21 protein-coding genes are annotated in these 13,705 nt (G+C 71.6%); 10 read left to right on the top strand and 11 right to left on the bottom strand.

Going from position 1 to position 13,705, the window contains the following annotated elements; genetic code table 11:
- Nucleotides 1-4: 4 nt before the first annotated feature.
- The 3 genes from ACIQOW_RS31310 to ACIQOW_RS31300 form a co-directional block, all read right to left on the bottom strand.
- Nucleotides 5-406: a hypothetical protein gene (locus tag ACIQOW_RS31310; RefSeq protein WP_401090620.1), complete on the bottom strand. Its 402-nt coding sequence runs from the start codon at nt 404-406 to the stop codon at nt 5-7.
- Nucleotides 407-655: 249 nt separating this feature from the next.
- Nucleotides 656-1,282, bottom strand: coding sequence for a DUF2306 domain-containing protein (locus ACIQOW_RS31305; protein ID WP_401090618.1), 627 nt, complete (start codon nt 1,280-1,282; stop codon nt 656-658).
- Between the two features lie 157 nt (nt 1,283-1,439).
- On the bottom strand, nt 1,440-1,793 hold the full coding sequence (locus tag ACIQOW_RS31300) for a VOC family protein (protein ID WP_401090616.1): 354 nt from the start codon (nt 1,791-1,793) through the stop codon (nt 1,440-1,442).
- 142 nt (nt 1,794-1,935) lie between these two features.
- Here ACIQOW_RS31300 and ACIQOW_RS31295 point away from each other — a divergent pair, with 142 nt between their 5' ends.
- A complete protein-coding gene (locus ACIQOW_RS31295; RefSeq protein ID WP_401090614.1) occupies nt 1,936-2,901 on the top strand; it encodes a hypothetical protein in 966 nt (321 codons plus the stop codon).
- Nucleotides 2,902-2,965: 64 nt separating this feature from the next.
- On the opposite strand, the gene ACIQOW_RS31290 is transcribed toward ACIQOW_RS31295, so the two are convergent.
- The 4 genes from ACIQOW_RS31290 to ACIQOW_RS31275 all read right to left on the bottom strand — a co-directional run bounded on the left by ACIQOW_RS31290 (nt 2,966) and on the right by ACIQOW_RS31275 (nt 4,583).
- Entirely contained in the window at nt 2,966-3,475 is a 510-nt protein-coding gene (locus tag ACIQOW_RS31290) for a translationally-controlled tumor protein (protein WP_401090612.1), read from the bottom strand.
- Between the two features lie 177 nt (nt 3,476-3,652).
- Nucleotides 3,653-4,120 carry an NUDIX domain-containing protein gene (locus ACIQOW_RS31285; RefSeq protein ID WP_401090610.1) on the bottom strand — a complete coding sequence of 156 codons (468 nt, stop codon included), beginning with the start codon at nt 4,118-4,120 and terminating at the stop codon, nt 3,653-3,655.
- Between the two features lie 14 nt (nt 4,121-4,134).
- A complete protein-coding gene (locus ACIQOW_RS31280; protein WP_401090608.1) occupies nt 4,135-4,380 on the bottom strand; it encodes a hypothetical protein in 246 nt (81 codons plus the stop codon).
- A gap of 2 nt (nt 4,381-4,382) precedes the next feature.
- On the bottom strand, nt 4,383-4,583 hold the full coding sequence (locus tag ACIQOW_RS31275; protein WP_188295478.1) for a hypothetical protein: 201 nt from the start codon (nt 4,581-4,583) through the stop codon (nt 4,383-4,385).
- A 118-nt stretch (nt 4,584-4,701) separates the two neighbouring features.
- Between ACIQOW_RS31275 and ACIQOW_RS31270 the strand changes: the two genes are divergently transcribed.
- Entirely contained in the window at nt 4,702-5,541 is an 840-nt protein-coding gene (locus tag ACIQOW_RS31270; protein WP_401090606.1) for a helix-turn-helix transcriptional regulator, read from the top strand.
- Nucleotides 5,526-5,759: a DUF397 domain-containing protein gene (locus ACIQOW_RS31265; protein WP_401090604.1), complete on the top strand. Its 234-nt coding sequence runs from the start codon at nt 5,526-5,528 to the stop codon at nt 5,757-5,759. Before ACIQOW_RS31270 ends, ACIQOW_RS31265 begins: the two co-directional genes overlap by 16 nt.
- A 58-nt stretch (nt 5,760-5,817) precedes the next feature.
- Here ACIQOW_RS31265 and ACIQOW_RS31260 read toward each other — a convergent pair whose 3' ends face one another.
- A complete protein-coding gene (locus ACIQOW_RS31260; RefSeq protein ID WP_401090602.1) occupies nt 5,818-6,171 on the bottom strand; it encodes a hypothetical protein in 354 nt (117 codons plus the stop codon).
- 367 nt (nt 6,172-6,538) lie between these two features.
- Here ACIQOW_RS31260 and ACIQOW_RS31255 point away from each other — a divergent pair, with 367 nt between their 5' ends.
- The 7 genes from ACIQOW_RS31255 (at nt 6,539) to ACIQOW_RS31225 (ending at nt 10,735) form a co-directional block, all read left to right on the top strand.
- Nucleotides 6,539-6,787, top strand: a complete 249-nt coding sequence (locus ACIQOW_RS31255; RefSeq protein WP_401090600.1) for a hypothetical protein — start codon at nt 6,539-6,541, stop codon at nt 6,785-6,787.
- Nucleotides 6,717-7,064, top strand: a complete 348-nt coding sequence (locus ACIQOW_RS31250) for a ketosteroid isomerase family protein (RefSeq protein WP_401090598.1) — start codon at nt 6,717-6,719, stop codon at nt 7,062-7,064. Before ACIQOW_RS31255 ends, ACIQOW_RS31250 begins: the two co-directional genes overlap by 71 nt.
- Before the next feature lie 455 nt (nt 7,065-7,519).
- On the top strand, nt 7,520-7,915 hold the full coding sequence (locus ACIQOW_RS31245; RefSeq protein WP_401090596.1) for a copper chaperone PCu(A)C: 396 nt from the start codon (nt 7,520-7,522) through the stop codon (nt 7,913-7,915).
- A 35-nt stretch (nt 7,916-7,950) separates the two neighbouring features.
- On the top strand, nt 7,951-8,328 hold the full coding sequence (locus ACIQOW_RS31240; protein WP_401090594.1) for a hypothetical protein: 378 nt from the start codon (nt 7,951-7,953) through the stop codon (nt 8,326-8,328).
- Nucleotides 8,329-8,463: 135 nt separating this feature from the next.
- The gene (locus ACIQOW_RS31235) at nt 8,464-8,979 is read left to right on the top strand and encodes a DinB family protein (protein WP_401090593.1); all 516 of its coding nucleotides are present in this window, start codon (nt 8,464-8,466) and stop codon (nt 8,977-8,979) included.
- A 277-nt stretch (nt 8,980-9,256) separates the two neighbouring features.
- Nucleotides 9,257-9,640: a glycine cleavage system protein GcvH gene (gene gcvH, locus ACIQOW_RS31230; protein WP_401090591.1), complete on the top strand. Its 384-nt coding sequence runs from the start codon at nt 9,257-9,259 to the stop codon at nt 9,638-9,640.
- Between the two features lie 507 nt (nt 9,641-10,147).
- On the top strand, nt 10,148-10,735 hold the full coding sequence (locus tag ACIQOW_RS31225; RefSeq protein WP_401090589.1) for a hypothetical protein: 588 nt from the start codon (nt 10,148-10,150) through the stop codon (nt 10,733-10,735).
- 68 nt (nt 10,736-10,803) lie between these two features.
- Here the strand turns inward: ACIQOW_RS31225 and ACIQOW_RS31220 are convergent, their stop codons facing one another.
- The 3 genes from ACIQOW_RS31220 to ACIQOW_RS31210 form a co-directional block, all read right to left on the bottom strand.
- Nucleotides 10,804-11,304, bottom strand: a complete 501-nt coding sequence (locus ACIQOW_RS31220; protein WP_401090587.1) for a peptidylprolyl isomerase — start codon at nt 11,302-11,304, stop codon at nt 10,804-10,806.
- An 85-nt stretch (nt 11,305-11,389) separates the two neighbouring features.
- Complete coding sequence (locus ACIQOW_RS31215) at nt 11,390-12,496, bottom strand: RCC1 domain-containing protein (RefSeq protein WP_401090585.1); 1,107 nt, start codon at nt 12,494-12,496, stop codon at nt 11,390-11,392.
- A 230-nt stretch (nt 12,497-12,726) separates the two neighbouring features.
- Nucleotides 12,727-13,665 (bottom strand): GlxA family transcriptional regulator, encoded by a 939-nt coding sequence (locus tag ACIQOW_RS31210; protein ID WP_401090583.1) that lies wholly within the window; start codon nt 13,663-13,665, stop codon nt 12,727-12,729.
- Nucleotides 13,666-13,705 lie beyond the last annotated feature (40 nt).

Below are 13,705 nucleotides of genomic sequence, written 5' to 3'. Positions count from 1 at the left end.
CGGGTCAGGGGGTGGTGCAGACCGCGGTCGCCCGGATGGACTCGGTCCCGCTGCCGGTGTTGGTGCCGCGCACGACCCAGGAGCTGCCGTCCGGGTAGGAGTCGGTGAAGAAGATCGCGTAGGCGCTGGTCTGGCCGCCACCACCGGTGGGCACCTCGCCGGACGGACACGTCACGTAGGCGTACCCGTTCCCGCCCGGGGCCACGTCGACCCAGTCGCCGGTGACCTGGTCGTGTGCGGCCAGCTGCTGGGGGTTGGTGGTGGTCGGGTTGTGGGGAATGACGACGGCCGGCTTGCCGACGGGCTTGCCGGTGGGCTTCGCCTCGGCGGCGGCGGTCGCGGTGCTCGCGGCCAGCACGCCGACGACGGCGAGGGCGGTCAGGGCGAGGGGCTTGATGCGGGCCATGTTCGGCCTCCTGGAGTTCTGGGTCGGGCTTTCGTCGGCGGGGGCTGTTTCCCCGCGCCGGCCCCGATCCGTACCCGGGCCGAGGCGCCCGCCGCCCGGGTGAGCGCCCGGCTACTCGGGCGGAGGAACACTGCTGCCTGGCCGGGCTAACAACCGCCCCGCACCCGGTGGGCCGGGCCCCGCCACGCCTCCCGGGCGCCGGCGTTCGGTCGACGCATCGCCGACGGGGAAACCCGAGCAGGCCTCACCTCAAGCCGGGTCGGCCGGTCCGGCGCGGCGGATGCGGGCCCGGGTGCGGGTGAACCAGCAGGCCAGCAGCAGGTTGGGCACCCAGCACAGCCAGGCCACGGCGGTGTAGGCGGGGCGCAGGCCCAGGCCGGCCGTCGTGGCGGCGAGCACCATGAGGCGCAGCGTGACGGCGGCGAAGGTGAGGGCGAAGCTGCGGATCATCCAGCGGCGGTGGTCGGCGATCCGGCCGGCGAGGACCGTCCGCAGCCCCATGGCGCCGGTGATCAGCCAGGCCACCGCCAGGCAGGCGAAGCCGAGCCCGGCGACCGCTCCCCCGTAGGCGACGGGTGCCAGCAGCAGGGCGCCCACCGCGCCGGTCAGGCAGCCGAGCAGGTAGACGACGCCGATGCGGCGGTGCCGGCGGGGCTCGCGTGCGCGCAGGCGCTCGGAGAACTGCCAGGGGCCGACGGCCAGGGCCGTGATGGCGCCGGAGATGTGGATGGCGAGCGGGACTTGGTGGGTCAGGTAGGTGTCGCGCTGCTCCTCGAAGAACGCCTCCGGGTCGAGGCGGAAGTACTTGGCGGAGATGACGACGATCAGCGTGGACAGCATCGTCATGATGGCCCAACCGGCCCGCGTGATGCGCATGGTTCGAGTCTCGGGCCCGGCGCCGCGGGCGGACATCCGGCATGCCCCCGATAAGCACCCCCAGAAAACCCCACTTCCCTTACGGGGCAAGGTATTTGCCGGGCGGCAGTCACGACGTTTCCGCTCCGGGTTCATTCCGGTCCGGAGCGGGACTCGGTCAGGCGGGCTGCCAGAGTTCGACGCGGTTGCCCTCGGGGTCGGTGACCCAGCCGAACCGGCCGACGCCCGCCATCTCCTGGGTCTCCTCGGCCACGGCGGCGCCGTGGGCGCGCAGTTGGGCGAGCATCGCGTCCAGGTCGCGGACGCGGAAGTTGAGCATGGTCTGCTGGGTGCGGGAGCCGAAGTAGTCGGTCCCGGAGTCGAAGGCGGCGAAGACCGTCGGGCCGGCCTGCTGATGCCAGAGGCCGTGTTCGTCCGTGTCCAGCCCCAGGCTCTCGCGGTACCAGGCGCTCAGCGCCGTCGGGTCGGCGGCCCGTAGGAAGTACCCGCCGATGCCAAGCACTCGTTCCATGCCGCCATCCTGCCAGGGCGGCGGCCCTGGCCGGGGTAGGTGGCCGGAGGTCGGGGGGGTCGTGGCGGAGCTCGCGACGGCGCAGGGGGATGATGGTCCGCGCAGGTCACGGTGTGGGCGGGTTCATCCGGGGGGTACGGCAGTGATCACGGTGGAGAGCCACGGGGCGTTCGGCGCCAACGGTGTCGGGCTGGAGCGGCTGCCGTTCCCGCTGAGCTTCAACGTCGCCGAGGCCGAAGGCTCGTGGACGGTCAGCGGGGCGGCTGCCCGGGCCTGGGAGCTGATCGACGTGCTCACCCGCACGGCGAACGACACGGTCGTCGTCCTGAACCTCGAATCGAACAGCCTCTTCGACAAGGACAACCGGCCGTGGCCGCCGTCCCGGATCGCGGCGCAGCGGGGCGTGGCCTGCACCGCCCGCCCGGTCGGGGACCGGGCCGCGGGCTCGATGGACCTCGGCGAGGAGTTCCTGATGATGCGCCGGGACGACCTGCCCCGGTTCCTCGGCGGCGGCTGGGCGCCGTACGAGCTGTCGCTGGTCGACGTTCCGGCGGGCACCACCGCGGAGCGGCTCGACGCGCTCGAACTGGCCGTCGGCGCGGCCGTCGTCGCCGGCGAGCCGGTCCTCCCCCGCCTCAGCGGTTCGCGCTTCTGGTACTCCGGGCACGACGACTGCTACCTGACGGCGGAGTCGACGGATCCGGCGATGCCCCCGGCGCTCCTCGCCCGGCTGCTGGCCCTGCTGGCCGGGTCCGCCCTGATCGGGGCCGGCCACTCCGCGCCGGTGGAGGTCCCGGAGCCGGACGAGGCGCTGCCGCGGCGGCTGATCGCCGAGAGCCCGCACTGGGTCGGATCCGTCAGGGAGGCGACCGGCACCACGGTGACGGTCGGGCTGTCGGCCCTGTCGCAGCCGTGGCGCCTCGGCGGACAGCCGCCGGAGCGGCTCGACTACGCGGCGACGCTCGACCTCACGCGCGGCGGATGGGGGCTCGCGGCCGGCGCGGCCGGCGGCGAGGAGGCGTTCCAGGACTGCTACCACCTCCTGCGGGCCGACTACGTCCCGGCCGTCGTCTCGGCGGACTCCTGCCGCCGTTCCACCCAGAGCTGATCGAACTCACCGGCCCGGCGCGGGAGTCCGCACCGGGCCCAGGACTTCAGGCAGGACCGTGGTGTCAGTACACCTCGGTCTTGAGCCCGTGCCCGAAGTAGTACAGGTACGGGGCCCCGCCGGCTTCGCCGGCCTTCAGGAGGACGACCATGGCCTCGGGGTCCATGCTTTCGCCGGTGAAGAACCGGTAGCTCTCGAAGTCGGCGAGCACGGCCTTGACACATGTCTGGGCCTTCTCCTGCCAGGCGGACCGATCGTCCGCGGGGACCCTCTCCGACAGCCTCTTCAGGTACGCCTTGATGTGCCCGGTGTAGTTCTTCTTGTCGTAGCTCGTCTCGACAAGTCGATGTGCGTCAACGATGTCGAGGACCGAGACGGTTGCCGAATCGACCGCTCCGGTCTCCTCCTCGCCCTCCTCGCCCTCCACGCCGGACGCGGCTCCGATGTCGATCGACCCGACTGTCGAGCGCGTGCCGTACTTGCCCTCGGCGACGAAGCAGACGCCGTCCTCCTTGACCGGGACCGAGTCGGACAGCAACTCGTCACCGTTGAAGACGTCGCGGTACACCTTCATGCAGATCTCCATCCCACACGGGCCAAGTATTGCCGACCACCCCAATGCCTCTGCGTGCGCGTCACATCACTTAACGTGAACAGCAGTTCGATATCGAGCCCGAGGCTCCGCCGAACAGGCTCCAGTGCGAGCACTCCGGCCCGGCACGGGAATCCGCGCCGAGCCGAGGCCATGCGCTCAGGCCGCCCGTTGGCCGTGGAGGAGGACGGGGAGGGTGCGGCCGGCGAGGGCTTCGGCGGCGCGGGCGGCCTGGGAGGGGGCCATGACGTCCGGCAGGTCCGGGGCGGGGACGAAGCGGGCGCCGAGCAGGCCGCTGCGGTGCCGGGGCGGGACGGTGATCCGGGCGGTGTCGGGGACGGTGCCGCCGTCGAAGACGAGGTTCAGGCGTTCCAGGTAGCGGTCGGCGGGGGTGAAGTCGACGGCGACGATGTCGGTCAGACGGGCGATCAGGCCGGTCTCTTCGTGCAGGTGGCGGGCGGCGGCGAGGTGCGGGGGCTCGTTGGGGCGGGCGGAGCCACCGGGCAGGATCATGCCGTCCATGTAGTCCGGGTCGACGAGCAGGACGTCGCCGCGGGGGTTGCGGATCAGGACGAGGCAGCCGAGCCGGCAGACGGGAGGCTTGGCCAGGAGTCGGGGGTCTTGCATGGGGGCGGCCGCTTTCAGTCGTCGTACGTGAGGCGCTCGTGGCGCAGGCCCTTGCGCAGCAGGTCGACCACGCGCACGAGGTCGGCGGGGCGGGCGGTGAGACGGAGGAGGTAGCCGCACGTCAGGCGGCCGCTGTGCCAGTCGACTTCCAGGGTGGGGGGCCGAACGCCACCGAGGGCGAGGACGGTGGCGAGGTCGTCCAGCACGTCGGCCGCCTGACGGCGCTGCTCGGCGGTCGCGCGGGAGAGGGTCGAGGACATCTTCACTTCTCCCCGGGGCGCTTGTGGACCTCGAAGCCGCGCCACGCGCTGTAGGCATCGCCGAAGAAGACGAAGGTGGCCAACTCGCCGTCGGGCCGGCGCAGCCACTCGCCCGTCATCTCGTTGCGGACCCGGTAGCGATCGGCCTCGACGTCGAACCGGACGCCGTAGCCGAGGAGGCGCGGGGCTTGGTCTTGGGGCATGGAATGGCACCCTCTGCGATCGGAGTTTCACGTTCTGTGTACATGCTGGAGCAAGGTCACCTAGCATGGAAAGCGGCCTGCTACTTGCCTCCGGGCTTGCTGGAAGTTGAGAACCGCCATGAACAAGAAGCAGATTGACCCCGAGTCCAGCCCCTGGGCGCCCTTCGGGATCCAACTCCGCAAGTCGCGAGAGGCCCGGGGCCTCCGCCAGGAGGAGCTGGCCCCGCTCATCGGGTGCTCGCCGTCGCACCTGTCCTACGTCGAACTTGCCCACCGGCCCCCGACCCGCAAGCTCGCCGAACTGGCGGACGAAGTGCTGGAGACCGGCGGCACCCTGCTGCTGATGTGGTACCAGCTGAAGAACGCCGCGATCCTGGAGGGGTTTCCGGAGTACGCGCGCTACGAGGCGCTCGCGGAGCAGATCAGGATCTTCGAGATCGACCTCGTTACCGGACTTCTACAAACTCCGGCATATGCAACCGCAGTCCAGATGGGCGACGTCAGGCAGGGCAATACGACCCAGCAGTTGGCGGAGGAACGCATCGCATTCAGGCTCGCCCGGCAGCAGATCCTGGAGCGGACTCCCCCTCCGCTCGTACATGCGGTACTGGACGAGAGCTGCATCAGGCGGTTCATCGGCGGACGTGACGTCATGATCGAACAGCTGCTTCATCTTGAGAAGTTGTCCGCACGTCCCGACGTGGTAATCCAGGTGGCACCGTTTTCCCTGGGCGAGAACCGACCACTCACACACATGGTGCATCTCCTTACCATGCCGAACCGAAAAGTTCTCGCTTACGGCGAGATCGAGCAGCGCGGCTACATCGACCGTGACACTCAGTCGGTTGCAGTACTAGACAGGAGTTACGATCGACTCGCGGTCGAGGCCCTCGGCCAAGCCGATTCGCTGGCTTTCATCCGTGCGGTAAGGAGAGACCTGGAGTGGATGTCGACCTGACCGATGCCCCGTGGCGAAAGAGTTCGTACAGCGGTGCAAACGGCGGCGCATGCATCGAGGTAGCCGACGGCTTCGCCGGCGTCATGCCCGTGCGCGACTCCAAGGACCCTTCGGGCCCGGCCCTCGCCTTCTCCTCCCCCGCCTGGCAGGCCTTCGTCACCGCCGTCCGCACCGGCGAGTTCGACAACCGCAACTCCCCTCGCCCCGCAGCGCGCTGACGATCCCGCCGGGGGCGCGATACCGCCCGGCCCTCACGAGGGCCGGGCGGCACGGGAGTCACGCCAGGTGGTGCCCGACCAGGGCGACCAGCCCCTCCACCAGCGGCGCCGGATCGAGCTCCGGGTCGAGCATGCGCTGTAGCAGGAAGCCGTCCATCGCCGCCGTGATGGTCACCGCCGCGGGGAGCGGACGCGAGACCCCCCGCTCGGTGAACCAGTCGCACTGCCACTGCCGCAGCTGCGCCACGGAGGCCGCGATCTCGGCACGCAGCTCGTCGTCCCGGCTCGCCGCGACCAGCGACTCGTAGAGCAGCAGCAGTTCCGGGTCGCGCGAGTCGCCGGAGCACAGTGCGCGGAGCAGGACTTCGACGGCCTCCTCGACCGGATCGGCGGGGCACTCGCGCAGGAGCACCCCGCGGAGGGACGGGCCGCGTACCGGCTCGCGGCCGTCCGGCCGATTCGTGCGGAGCCCCGGCTTTTGACGGCGCGGGATGTACACGGGCGGCCGTGACCGGAGCAGCCGTGGAAGCGGGTGGGCGCGCCGCCGTGCGCCATCGAATCGGGCGGACGGGAGGCCGCCGCCTACCGGATCGGTCCCGCCGACTCCACTGCGCAGCAGTCGCCTTGACGAGCACCCAGCTCACGCCCACCCCGGGCGACCAGCTGTTTTCTGCCAAATTGGTCTCTACCATTGCCGCGAATCCGGGATTCCGGAAGGCTCCCAGCCGAACGCCGGGAAGCGGACTCCGGCGTTCTGCCCGAGGGAGGAAGACACCGACATGGCACTGCGCAAGACGGTTTCCACCATGGCCCTGGCCGGACTGCTCACGGTCGCGGGCGGCCTGATGGTCGCCCCGGCCGCCCAGGCCTCCACCACCAGGACGACCGGCTACACCTACGTCGGCATGTACCCGAGCGGCGCCGCGTGCGAGGCCGCCGGCAAGGCCTACGTCGCCCGTGGGGAGGCGGTCAGCTACTTCTGCGACGTCGCCCCGAACACGGCCCGCCTCTCCGTCTGGTTCTTCTAGGAAGTCCGACGCCCACCGGGCGCAGCCGCCGGCCCCGCCGCCCCCCTTCCCCGGGACGGCGGGGCCTCGCCGTCTGCCACAGCACCGGGTCACCGTCGTCGACTCCCAGCCCACCGCGGGCGGTGGCGTCCTGGTCGTGGTGACCGGCAGCCTCGCCGTCGACAACGCCTTCGACAAGCCCTTGCAGTTCACCGGGGCCTTCAACCTCCAGCCGATCCCCGGTCAGCCCGGCGGCTTCTTCGTCCACAACCACGTCTTCCGCCTCATCCTCGCCTGAGCGGACGCCCGATCCGGTGCTGCGGCTGCGTGAACCGGCCGACGGCGCCACCGGCCGGCTCAGCTACGCCGTGCGTGAGGACGCCCGGGCCACGGCCACGCCACCGCCGCCGTACGGCGGTTCCTCGCCGGCGGGCACCCGGCGACGCGGGTGCTCGCCGGGCACCGGGAGGGCGACCGGGCCTCCGGGCGGGTCCTCGCCAGGGCCGGGTTCGTCCCCGTCCGCGCGGCCGGCGGCTTCGTCCACTGCGAGCTGCGCCCTTGACCCCTGCTGCCCCCTTGCGCTCCCCTCACCAGGAGGGATCGCAAGGGGTATTTCTCTTTCGTGACAATCGATTTGACGATTCGTCACTCCATCAGGTGATCTTCTGCCGGGCCTCCTTGTCTCTGGATCAACCGCAAGATCTGCTGGCGGCACAGGGTCGAGGGACGACCCCACCGAGGGGAGCCATACCAATGAAGATTCCGGTCACCACCGACGTGAAGGTCAGGGACAAGTCCGCCTGGATCCGCTGGCTGCCGAACGCCCTGCCCGCCGCGGGGTACATCACGCTCGACAACTCCGCCGACAAGCGCTACGAGATCACCAAGATCAAGAGCCCCGACTACCAGCGCATCACGATCTACCAGACCGTCGCCGACAGCGAGAGCTCGAAGATGGTCAAGCTGGACAGGGTGACCCTCTCCGCCAAGGGCGGGTTCGCCTTCGTGCCGGGCCGGTACCACATCATGCTGGAGAAGCCGAACCGCCTGATCAAGCCCGGCGACAACGCCCGCGTCGTCTTCTTCCTCGACGACGGCACCGTCCTCAAGGTCAGGATCCCCGTCCGCACCTCCCCCGAGCTGTACTGACCCCGCCGACCACGCCGCCACCTGGAGATCCGGACATGACGACCTACCACCTCGACCTCGGCGACAACCGGGCCGAAGTACTCGACTCCGTCACCAAGCTCACCCTCGTCGGCTCCGAGCTCGACCTCGACGCCCTCCTCACCACCGGTGTCAGGGCCCCCGTACCGCTGTGGGGCGACGTGCTCCTCGCCCGTGGCGACGACCGTCACGAAGCCACCACCCAGTGGGCCGAGGACGTCGAGAACACCGCGACCCACCAGGACGTCGTCCTGATCGCCGGCGACCCTGCCGACCCCGCGTCCCGCCGCGTCCGCCTCGCCGACGCCTGGGCCAGCACCACCTACCACCTGGACGAGGACGACGACCCGGACGCCTTCGTGATCAGCTTCAAGGACATCACCATCGAGAAGTAGCCGCCCCGGGCGAGCCGCTCCGGGCGAGCCGCTCCGGAGCGGGACGTCGGCCCGGCCGGCTTCCCGCTCCGGCCCGCCACGCCCCACGCGTTAATCGGGTGCGCCCGCCGGACCGCCTCGGTACCCTGCACCCCCATGGCACCGGAACTTGAACGCCCCCCGCTCCAGGCGGACGAACGCACCGCCCTCATCGGCTGGCTGGACCTGCAACGGCAGATCCTGCGCTGGAAGTGCGCGGGGCTGGCGGACGAGGACGCGCACCGGCCGGTCATCCCGACCTCCCCGGCCATGACGATGGCCGGCCTCGTCTCGCACATGCGCTGGGTCGAACACACCTGGCTGGAGGTGGTGTTCCTCGGCGGCGACGAGAAGCAGAACCCCTCGTTCGACGAGTCGAACGAGGACGGCGACTGGCACACCGGCGGCCGCCCGCTCGCCGAGCTGCTCGCGGAGTACGAGGCCCAGTGCGCCCGCAGCAACGAGATCGTCGCGGCGGCCTCGCTGGACGACGTCGGCCGCCACACCGGCTTCCGGGCCGGCGGCGCCAACCTCCGCTGGATGCTGATCCACCTCGTCGAGGAGACCGGGCGGCACGCGGGGCACGCCGACATCGTCCGGGAGCTCCTCGACGGCTCGAAGGGCTACTACTGACGCCGGGTCGTCACCGGCCCCGCGCCCCGGCCTGCGGGTAGAGCGTCACCAGGCACCGGCGTCCGGCCCGACGTGCCGTGCGGGGCCGATGCGGCGCTCGACCGCGCGCTGCCCCTCGCCGTGGCGCGCCTGCCCCTGAGTCCTCCGGTTGGGCGGGCGGCGGACTCCTGTCAAGCGGAATTGACGTTTCGTCAGTGATGCCGAGGCGTTCCGGCCGCCTCCCGGCGACCTGGGGCATGCTGGGTCCGCTGATGAACTACACCCCGGAGGAGTGGACATGTCGCACATCCCTGATGAGCTGCGGTACGCCGAGACGCACGAGTGGGCGCGCCTGGAGGCGGACGGCACGGTGACGGTCGGGATCAGCGATCACGCCCAGAAGGCGCTCGGCGACATCGTGTTCGTGGAGCTGGCGGAGGTCGGCCGTGTCTTCGCGGCCGGCGAGCCCGCAGGTGTCATCGAGTCGGTCAAGGCCGCATCGGACTTCTACGCGCCGGTGGGCGGCAAGGTGACCGCCGTGAACGAGGAGCTGAACGACAGCCCGGAGCTCATCAACGACGAGCCCTACGAGTACTGGATCCTCAAGCTCAAGCCGTCGGACAAGGCCGATTTCGGCAAGCTCCTCGACGCCCGCGGCTACCGGGCCGCCGTCGGCGACTGACCTGCGCCGCCGCGGCGCCCCGGGCGGGGCCGTCACCGGGACGGGTGGGGCTCGTGCCGCCCCGCACTCCTGCCGGCAGGCCCCGCACCCGGAAGGCCGTGCCCGCTTCGGGCGGGGCCGCCGGACACCGTGGGCCGCGAGGCCGGCCAGCGCGGCGAGTTCGTCGTCGGCGGGCAGGCGCGGTTCCAGGCGGGGCGTGGTCAGCCGCAGGCCGAGCAGCGGCCAGTGGTCGGTCGGCATGCGTCATTGTCGGTGGCGGTGGTGGCCGGGGTCATCCGGGTTTCCGGGTGTTCCGGGTGTTCCGGGGGCCGGCCCGACGCCGTGGCGGGTGAAGCGGACCTTCCCCTCCCCCTTGTGTGCAAACGGCCGTTCGCATTCCTACAAGCCGGGGCTGCCGCCCTCCGGGCAGGCTTGGTGCCAGAAGGAACCCCCGGATCGTGAAGCTCGTCGAGCGGTTCCGATCGGGGATTCCGGCCGGGCAAGGCCAACACCTGGAGGATCGCTTCCATGTCTCACATCCGCACCCGCCGGGCATCGGGCAAGGCGTTCGCCGCGCTGACGATGGCCCTCCTCGCGCTCGGGACCACCGCCGGCACCGCCACCGCCGGCACCGCCGGTCAGGACCGTGCGCCGTTCGCCGCGCAGGCCCGGGCCGCCGGGCTGGACGGCGGCCGGGCCGCCGAGCTCCAGCGGCAGGTCGACGCCGAACTGGCCGCCACCGGCGGCACGCAGGTCGGCGTGAACAAGATCGACCTCGACGGCAAGGGCTTCATGCTCCTCCCGCTGCCGGGCGAGAAGCGCGCCCGCGACCTGGACGGCGGGGAGGCCGGGATCCTCGGCGACCCCTGTTACCGGGGCTACGCGTGCTTCTACCAGTACGAGAACTTCGAGGGCCCGTCCTTCAACCTCTACGACTGCGGCGTCAGGCACGCGATCTCGTGGTCGGGTACCGGGTCCTGGATCAACAACCAGCCGTCGAAGTACCGGGTGAAGTTCTACGACGTCAACGGGAACCTCGGCTGGACCTCGCCGGGCGGCCCGGTCTCCGACGCCCACGCGCCCTGGGGCTGGGTCTACGCGGTGGCGGCCTGCTGACGTCCCGTACGCCGCGTGAGCGGGAAGCCGGGCCCGGCTTCCCGCTCCACCGTCCGCGTGCGCCCGTGCTACTCGACGACCTCGGCGCGCTCCAGGACCACGTCGTCCTTGGGGACGTCCTGGTGGCCGGCCTTGGAGCCGGTGGCCACGCCCTCGATGGCGTCCACGACCTCCCGGCCCTCGACGACCTCGCCGAAGACGGTGTAGCCCCAGCCCTGGGCGTTCTTGCCGCTGTGGTTCAGGAAGGCGTTGTCGGAGGCGTTGATGAAGAACTGGGCGGTGGCCGAGTGCGGGTCCGCGGTGCGGGCCATCGCCACGGTGTACCTGGTGTTCTTCAGGCCGTTGTCGGCTTCGTTCCGGATGGAGGCGCGGGTCTTCTTCTGGTTCATGCCGGGCTCCAGTCCGCCGCCCTGGATCATGAAGCCCTTGATGACCCGGTGGAAGACCGTGCCGTCGTAGAAGCCGTCCCTGACGTACTGGAGGAAGTTCTCCACCGTCGCCGGGGCCTTGTCCGCGTTGAGTTCGAGAACGATGTCGCCGTGGTTGGTGCTCAGCTTGACCTTCGACACGATTTCCTCACTGTATGCGTTGTGGCGGATACGGAAAGCTCACCGCATTGTGGCAGGAGGGACGGCCGGGCACCGCTGAGGCGCCTCAGTTCGCCAGGCTGAAGTCGCCGCCGACCGGGGCCGCGATCCCGTCGACGCCGGTCAGCGCGGTGAGGGTGGCCACCGGGGTGGTGCTGTCGGTGGTGCTGCCGTCGCCGAGCTGGCCGGAGCCGTTGCTGCCCCAGGCGCGCACGGTGCGGTCGTCCAGCAGCGCCATGGTGTGCTCCCGGCCGGCGGCCACCAGCCGGACGCCCACCATGCCGGGGACGGTGACGGGCAGCACCCGGAAGACGGTGGTGCCGTCGCCGAGCTGGCCGGAGGTGTTCTGGCCCCAGGCCTTGAGGCGGTTCTCGTCGTCGACCACGGCGAAGCTGTGGTTGCAGCCCGCGGCGATGTGGGTGACGCCGCCCGACCAGGTCGGCCTGGTGGCGACCGGGGTGAGGCGGTTGATGGTGGTGTTGTCGCCGAGCTGGCCGGTGGTGTTGTGGCCCCAGGCCTTCACCGTGGCACCGGTACCGGGCTTGCCGACCAGGGCGAGGTTGTGGCCGGCCCCGGCGGCGATGCGGCTGACCCCGGTCAGGCCGACGACCGGCGCGGCGACGTTGCGGCTGGACGAAGTCCCGTCGCCCAGCTGGCCGTTGAAGTTGTATCCCCAGGCCCACACGGTGCCGTCCTCGCGCAGGGCGAGGCTGTGGTGCAGGCCGGCGGCGATCGCGACGACCCGGTTCAGGCCGGCGACCCGCACCGGGAGGCTGCTGTCGGCGTTCGTCCCGTTGCCGAGCTGGCCGTGCTCGTTGCGGCCCCAGGCCACCACGCTCCGGTCGGCGAGCAGGGCGAGGCTGTGCTGGCCGCCGGCGGCGATGTCGGTGACGTCGCGCAGGTCGGCCACCCGGCCGGGCGCGTTGTGGCTGGACATCGAGCCGTCGCCGAGCTGGCCCGAGCCGTTGACGCCCCAGGACTGCACCGTACGGTCCGCCAGCAGGGCGAGCCCGTGGCCGAGGCTCGCGCCGGCGCCGCCCGCGGCGATCCTGACCACCTCGGAGCCGGTCAGCCCGAGCACGGCGGTGGCCGTGGTGCGCAGGTCGGTCCAGGTGCCGTCCCCGAGCTGGCCGGAGCGGTTGTTGCCCCAGGACCTCAGGCGTTTCTCTGCCATGCGACGATGCCTCTTTACTTTTATGACAATAAGTCAAATCGTCGATACGTCACTTCTGTTGACGGCTCCACGATCATGGACCGACGCTACCGACGCACCCGGCACCGGTACCGGAAGCGGCAGCGCGGCCACTCGATCGGGTGAGGACGACCGCTTCGGCCGGTCGCGCGCCGCCGACGTGTGGCATCGCCCGCGCCCCGACCGCGTACGTCACGCGGCGGACGGGCGGCTCACGGGGCCCGGAAGGCCTGCCGGTAGGCGCCGGGGGTCGTGCCGGTGCGGGCGCGGAAGCGGCGGCGCAGGTTGACGGCGGAGGCGAGGCCGACACGGGCGGCGATCGCCTCGACGGGCAGGTCGGTCTCCTCCAGCAGGGTGCGGGCAGCGGCCAGCCGGCGGGAGAGCAGCCAGGCGCCCGGGCTGGTGCCCAGCCGGTCGGCGAAGCGGCGGGCCAGGGTGCGGGGCGAGACGGCCAGGCGGGCGGCCAGGGTGTCCACCGACAGGGGCGCGCCGAGGCGTTCGTCGGCCCAGGCGAGCAGGCCGTCGAGGGCCTCGCAGGCCTGCGGCGGCGGGGCGGGCGCGGCGTGGCCGTCGTCCTCGCGGGGCGGCGGCAGCACCATGTGCCGGGCGAGCAGGGCGGCATGGGCGGCGCCGTGGTCGCGCCGGACCAGGTGCAGGCACAGGTCCAGGGCGGCGCCGGCCCCGGCGCTGGTGGCGACGTCGCCGTGGTCGACGTAGAGGCGGTGCGGCTCGGCCCTGACCCGGGGGAAGTCGCGGCGCAGCCGGTCGGCGTGGGCCCAGTGGGTGGTGGCGGTGCGGCCGTCGAGCAGTCCGGTGCGGGCCAGGGCGAGGACTCCGGAGCAGAGGGCGGCCAGGCGGGCGCCGCGGGCGTGGGCGCGCAGCAGGGCGTGGCGTACGGGGTCGGGCAGGGGCTCGCCCGGGGGCAGCCAGCCGGGGAGGATGACGGTGTCGGCGGTGTCGAGTGCGGCGAGGCCGTGGGGTACGGAGATCGCGTAGCCGGCCGTGGTGGGGACCGGGCCCGGGGTGTGGGTGCAGGTGGTGAAGGTGTAGTGCTGCGGTATTCCGGGGCGCCTGGTGCCGAAGACCTCGACGGCGCAGCCGAGTTCGAAGGTCGACTGGACGGGGTTGAGCAGGGCGGCCACGTGGTGCATGGCAGGAAAGTACCCCAGAGTGTCGGCTTGGTGCCTGTCC

The organism is Kitasatospora sp. NPDC091335, from assembly GCF_044757205.1.
Lineage (GTDB): Bacteria > Actinomycetota > Actinomycetes > Streptomycetales > Streptomycetaceae > Kitasatospora.
Note: the sequence above shows the minus strand (reverse complement) of the source record. Positions and strands in the feature narration are given on the sequence as shown.

Bases quoted from the DNA above. Each gene is read 5' to 3' on its own strand.
- ACIQOW_RS31310 (WP_401090620.1), bottom strand. From the start codon at position 406: ATGGCCCGCATCAAGCCCCTCGCCCTGACCGCCCTCGCCGTCGTCGGC.
- ACIQOW_RS31305 (WP_401090618.1), bottom strand. From the start codon at position 1,282: ATGCGCATCACGCGGGCCGGTTGGGCCATCATGACGATGCTGTCCACG.
- ACIQOW_RS31300 (WP_401090616.1), bottom strand. From the start codon at position 1,793: ATGGAACGAGTGCTTGGCATCGGCGGGTACTTCCTACGGGCCGCCGAC.
- ACIQOW_RS31290 (WP_401090612.1), bottom strand. From the start codon at position 3,475: ATGAAGGTGTACCGCGACGTCTTCAACGGTGACGAGTTGCTGTCCGAC.
- ACIQOW_RS31285 (WP_401090610.1), bottom strand. From the start codon at position 4,120: ATGCAAGACCCCCGACTCCTGGCCAAGCCTCCCGTCTGCCGGCTCGGC.
- ACIQOW_RS31280 (WP_401090608.1), bottom strand. From the start codon at position 4,380: ATGTCCTCGACCCTCTCCCGCGCGACCGCCGAGCAGCGCCGTCAGGCG.
- ACIQOW_RS31275 (WP_188295478.1), bottom strand. From the start codon at position 4,583: ATGCCCCAAGACCAAGCCCCGCGCCTCCTCGGCTACGGCGTCCGGTTC.
- ACIQOW_RS31270 (WP_401090606.1), top strand. From the start codon at position 4,702: ATGAACAAGAAGCAGATTGACCCCGAGTCCAGCCCCTGGGCGCCCTTC.
- ACIQOW_RS31255 (WP_401090600.1), top strand. From the start codon at position 6,539: ATGGCACTGCGCAAGACGGTTTCCACCATGGCCCTGGCCGGACTGCTC.
- ACIQOW_RS31245 (WP_401090596.1), top strand. From the start codon at position 7,520: ATGAAGATTCCGGTCACCACCGACGTGAAGGTCAGGGACAAGTCCGCC.
- ACIQOW_RS31240 (WP_401090594.1), top strand. From the start codon at position 7,951: ATGACGACCTACCACCTCGACCTCGGCGACAACCGGGCCGAAGTACTC.
- ACIQOW_RS31235 (WP_401090593.1), top strand. From the start codon at position 8,464: ATGGCACCGGAACTTGAACGCCCCCCGCTCCAGGCGGACGAACGCACC.
- gcvH (WP_401090591.1), top strand. From the start codon at position 9,257: ATGTCGCACATCCCTGATGAGCTGCGGTACGCCGAGACGCACGAGTGG.
- ACIQOW_RS31225 (WP_401090589.1), top strand. From the start codon at position 10,148: ATGTCTCACATCCGCACCCGCCGGGCATCGGGCAAGGCGTTCGCCGCG.
- ACIQOW_RS31215 (WP_401090585.1), bottom strand. From the start codon at position 12,496: ATGGCAGAGAAACGCCTGAGGTCCTGGGGCAACAACCGCTCCGGCCAG.
- ACIQOW_RS31210 (WP_401090583.1), bottom strand. From the start codon at position 13,665: ATGCACCACGTGGCCGCCCTGCTCAACCCCGTCCAGTCGACCTTCGAA.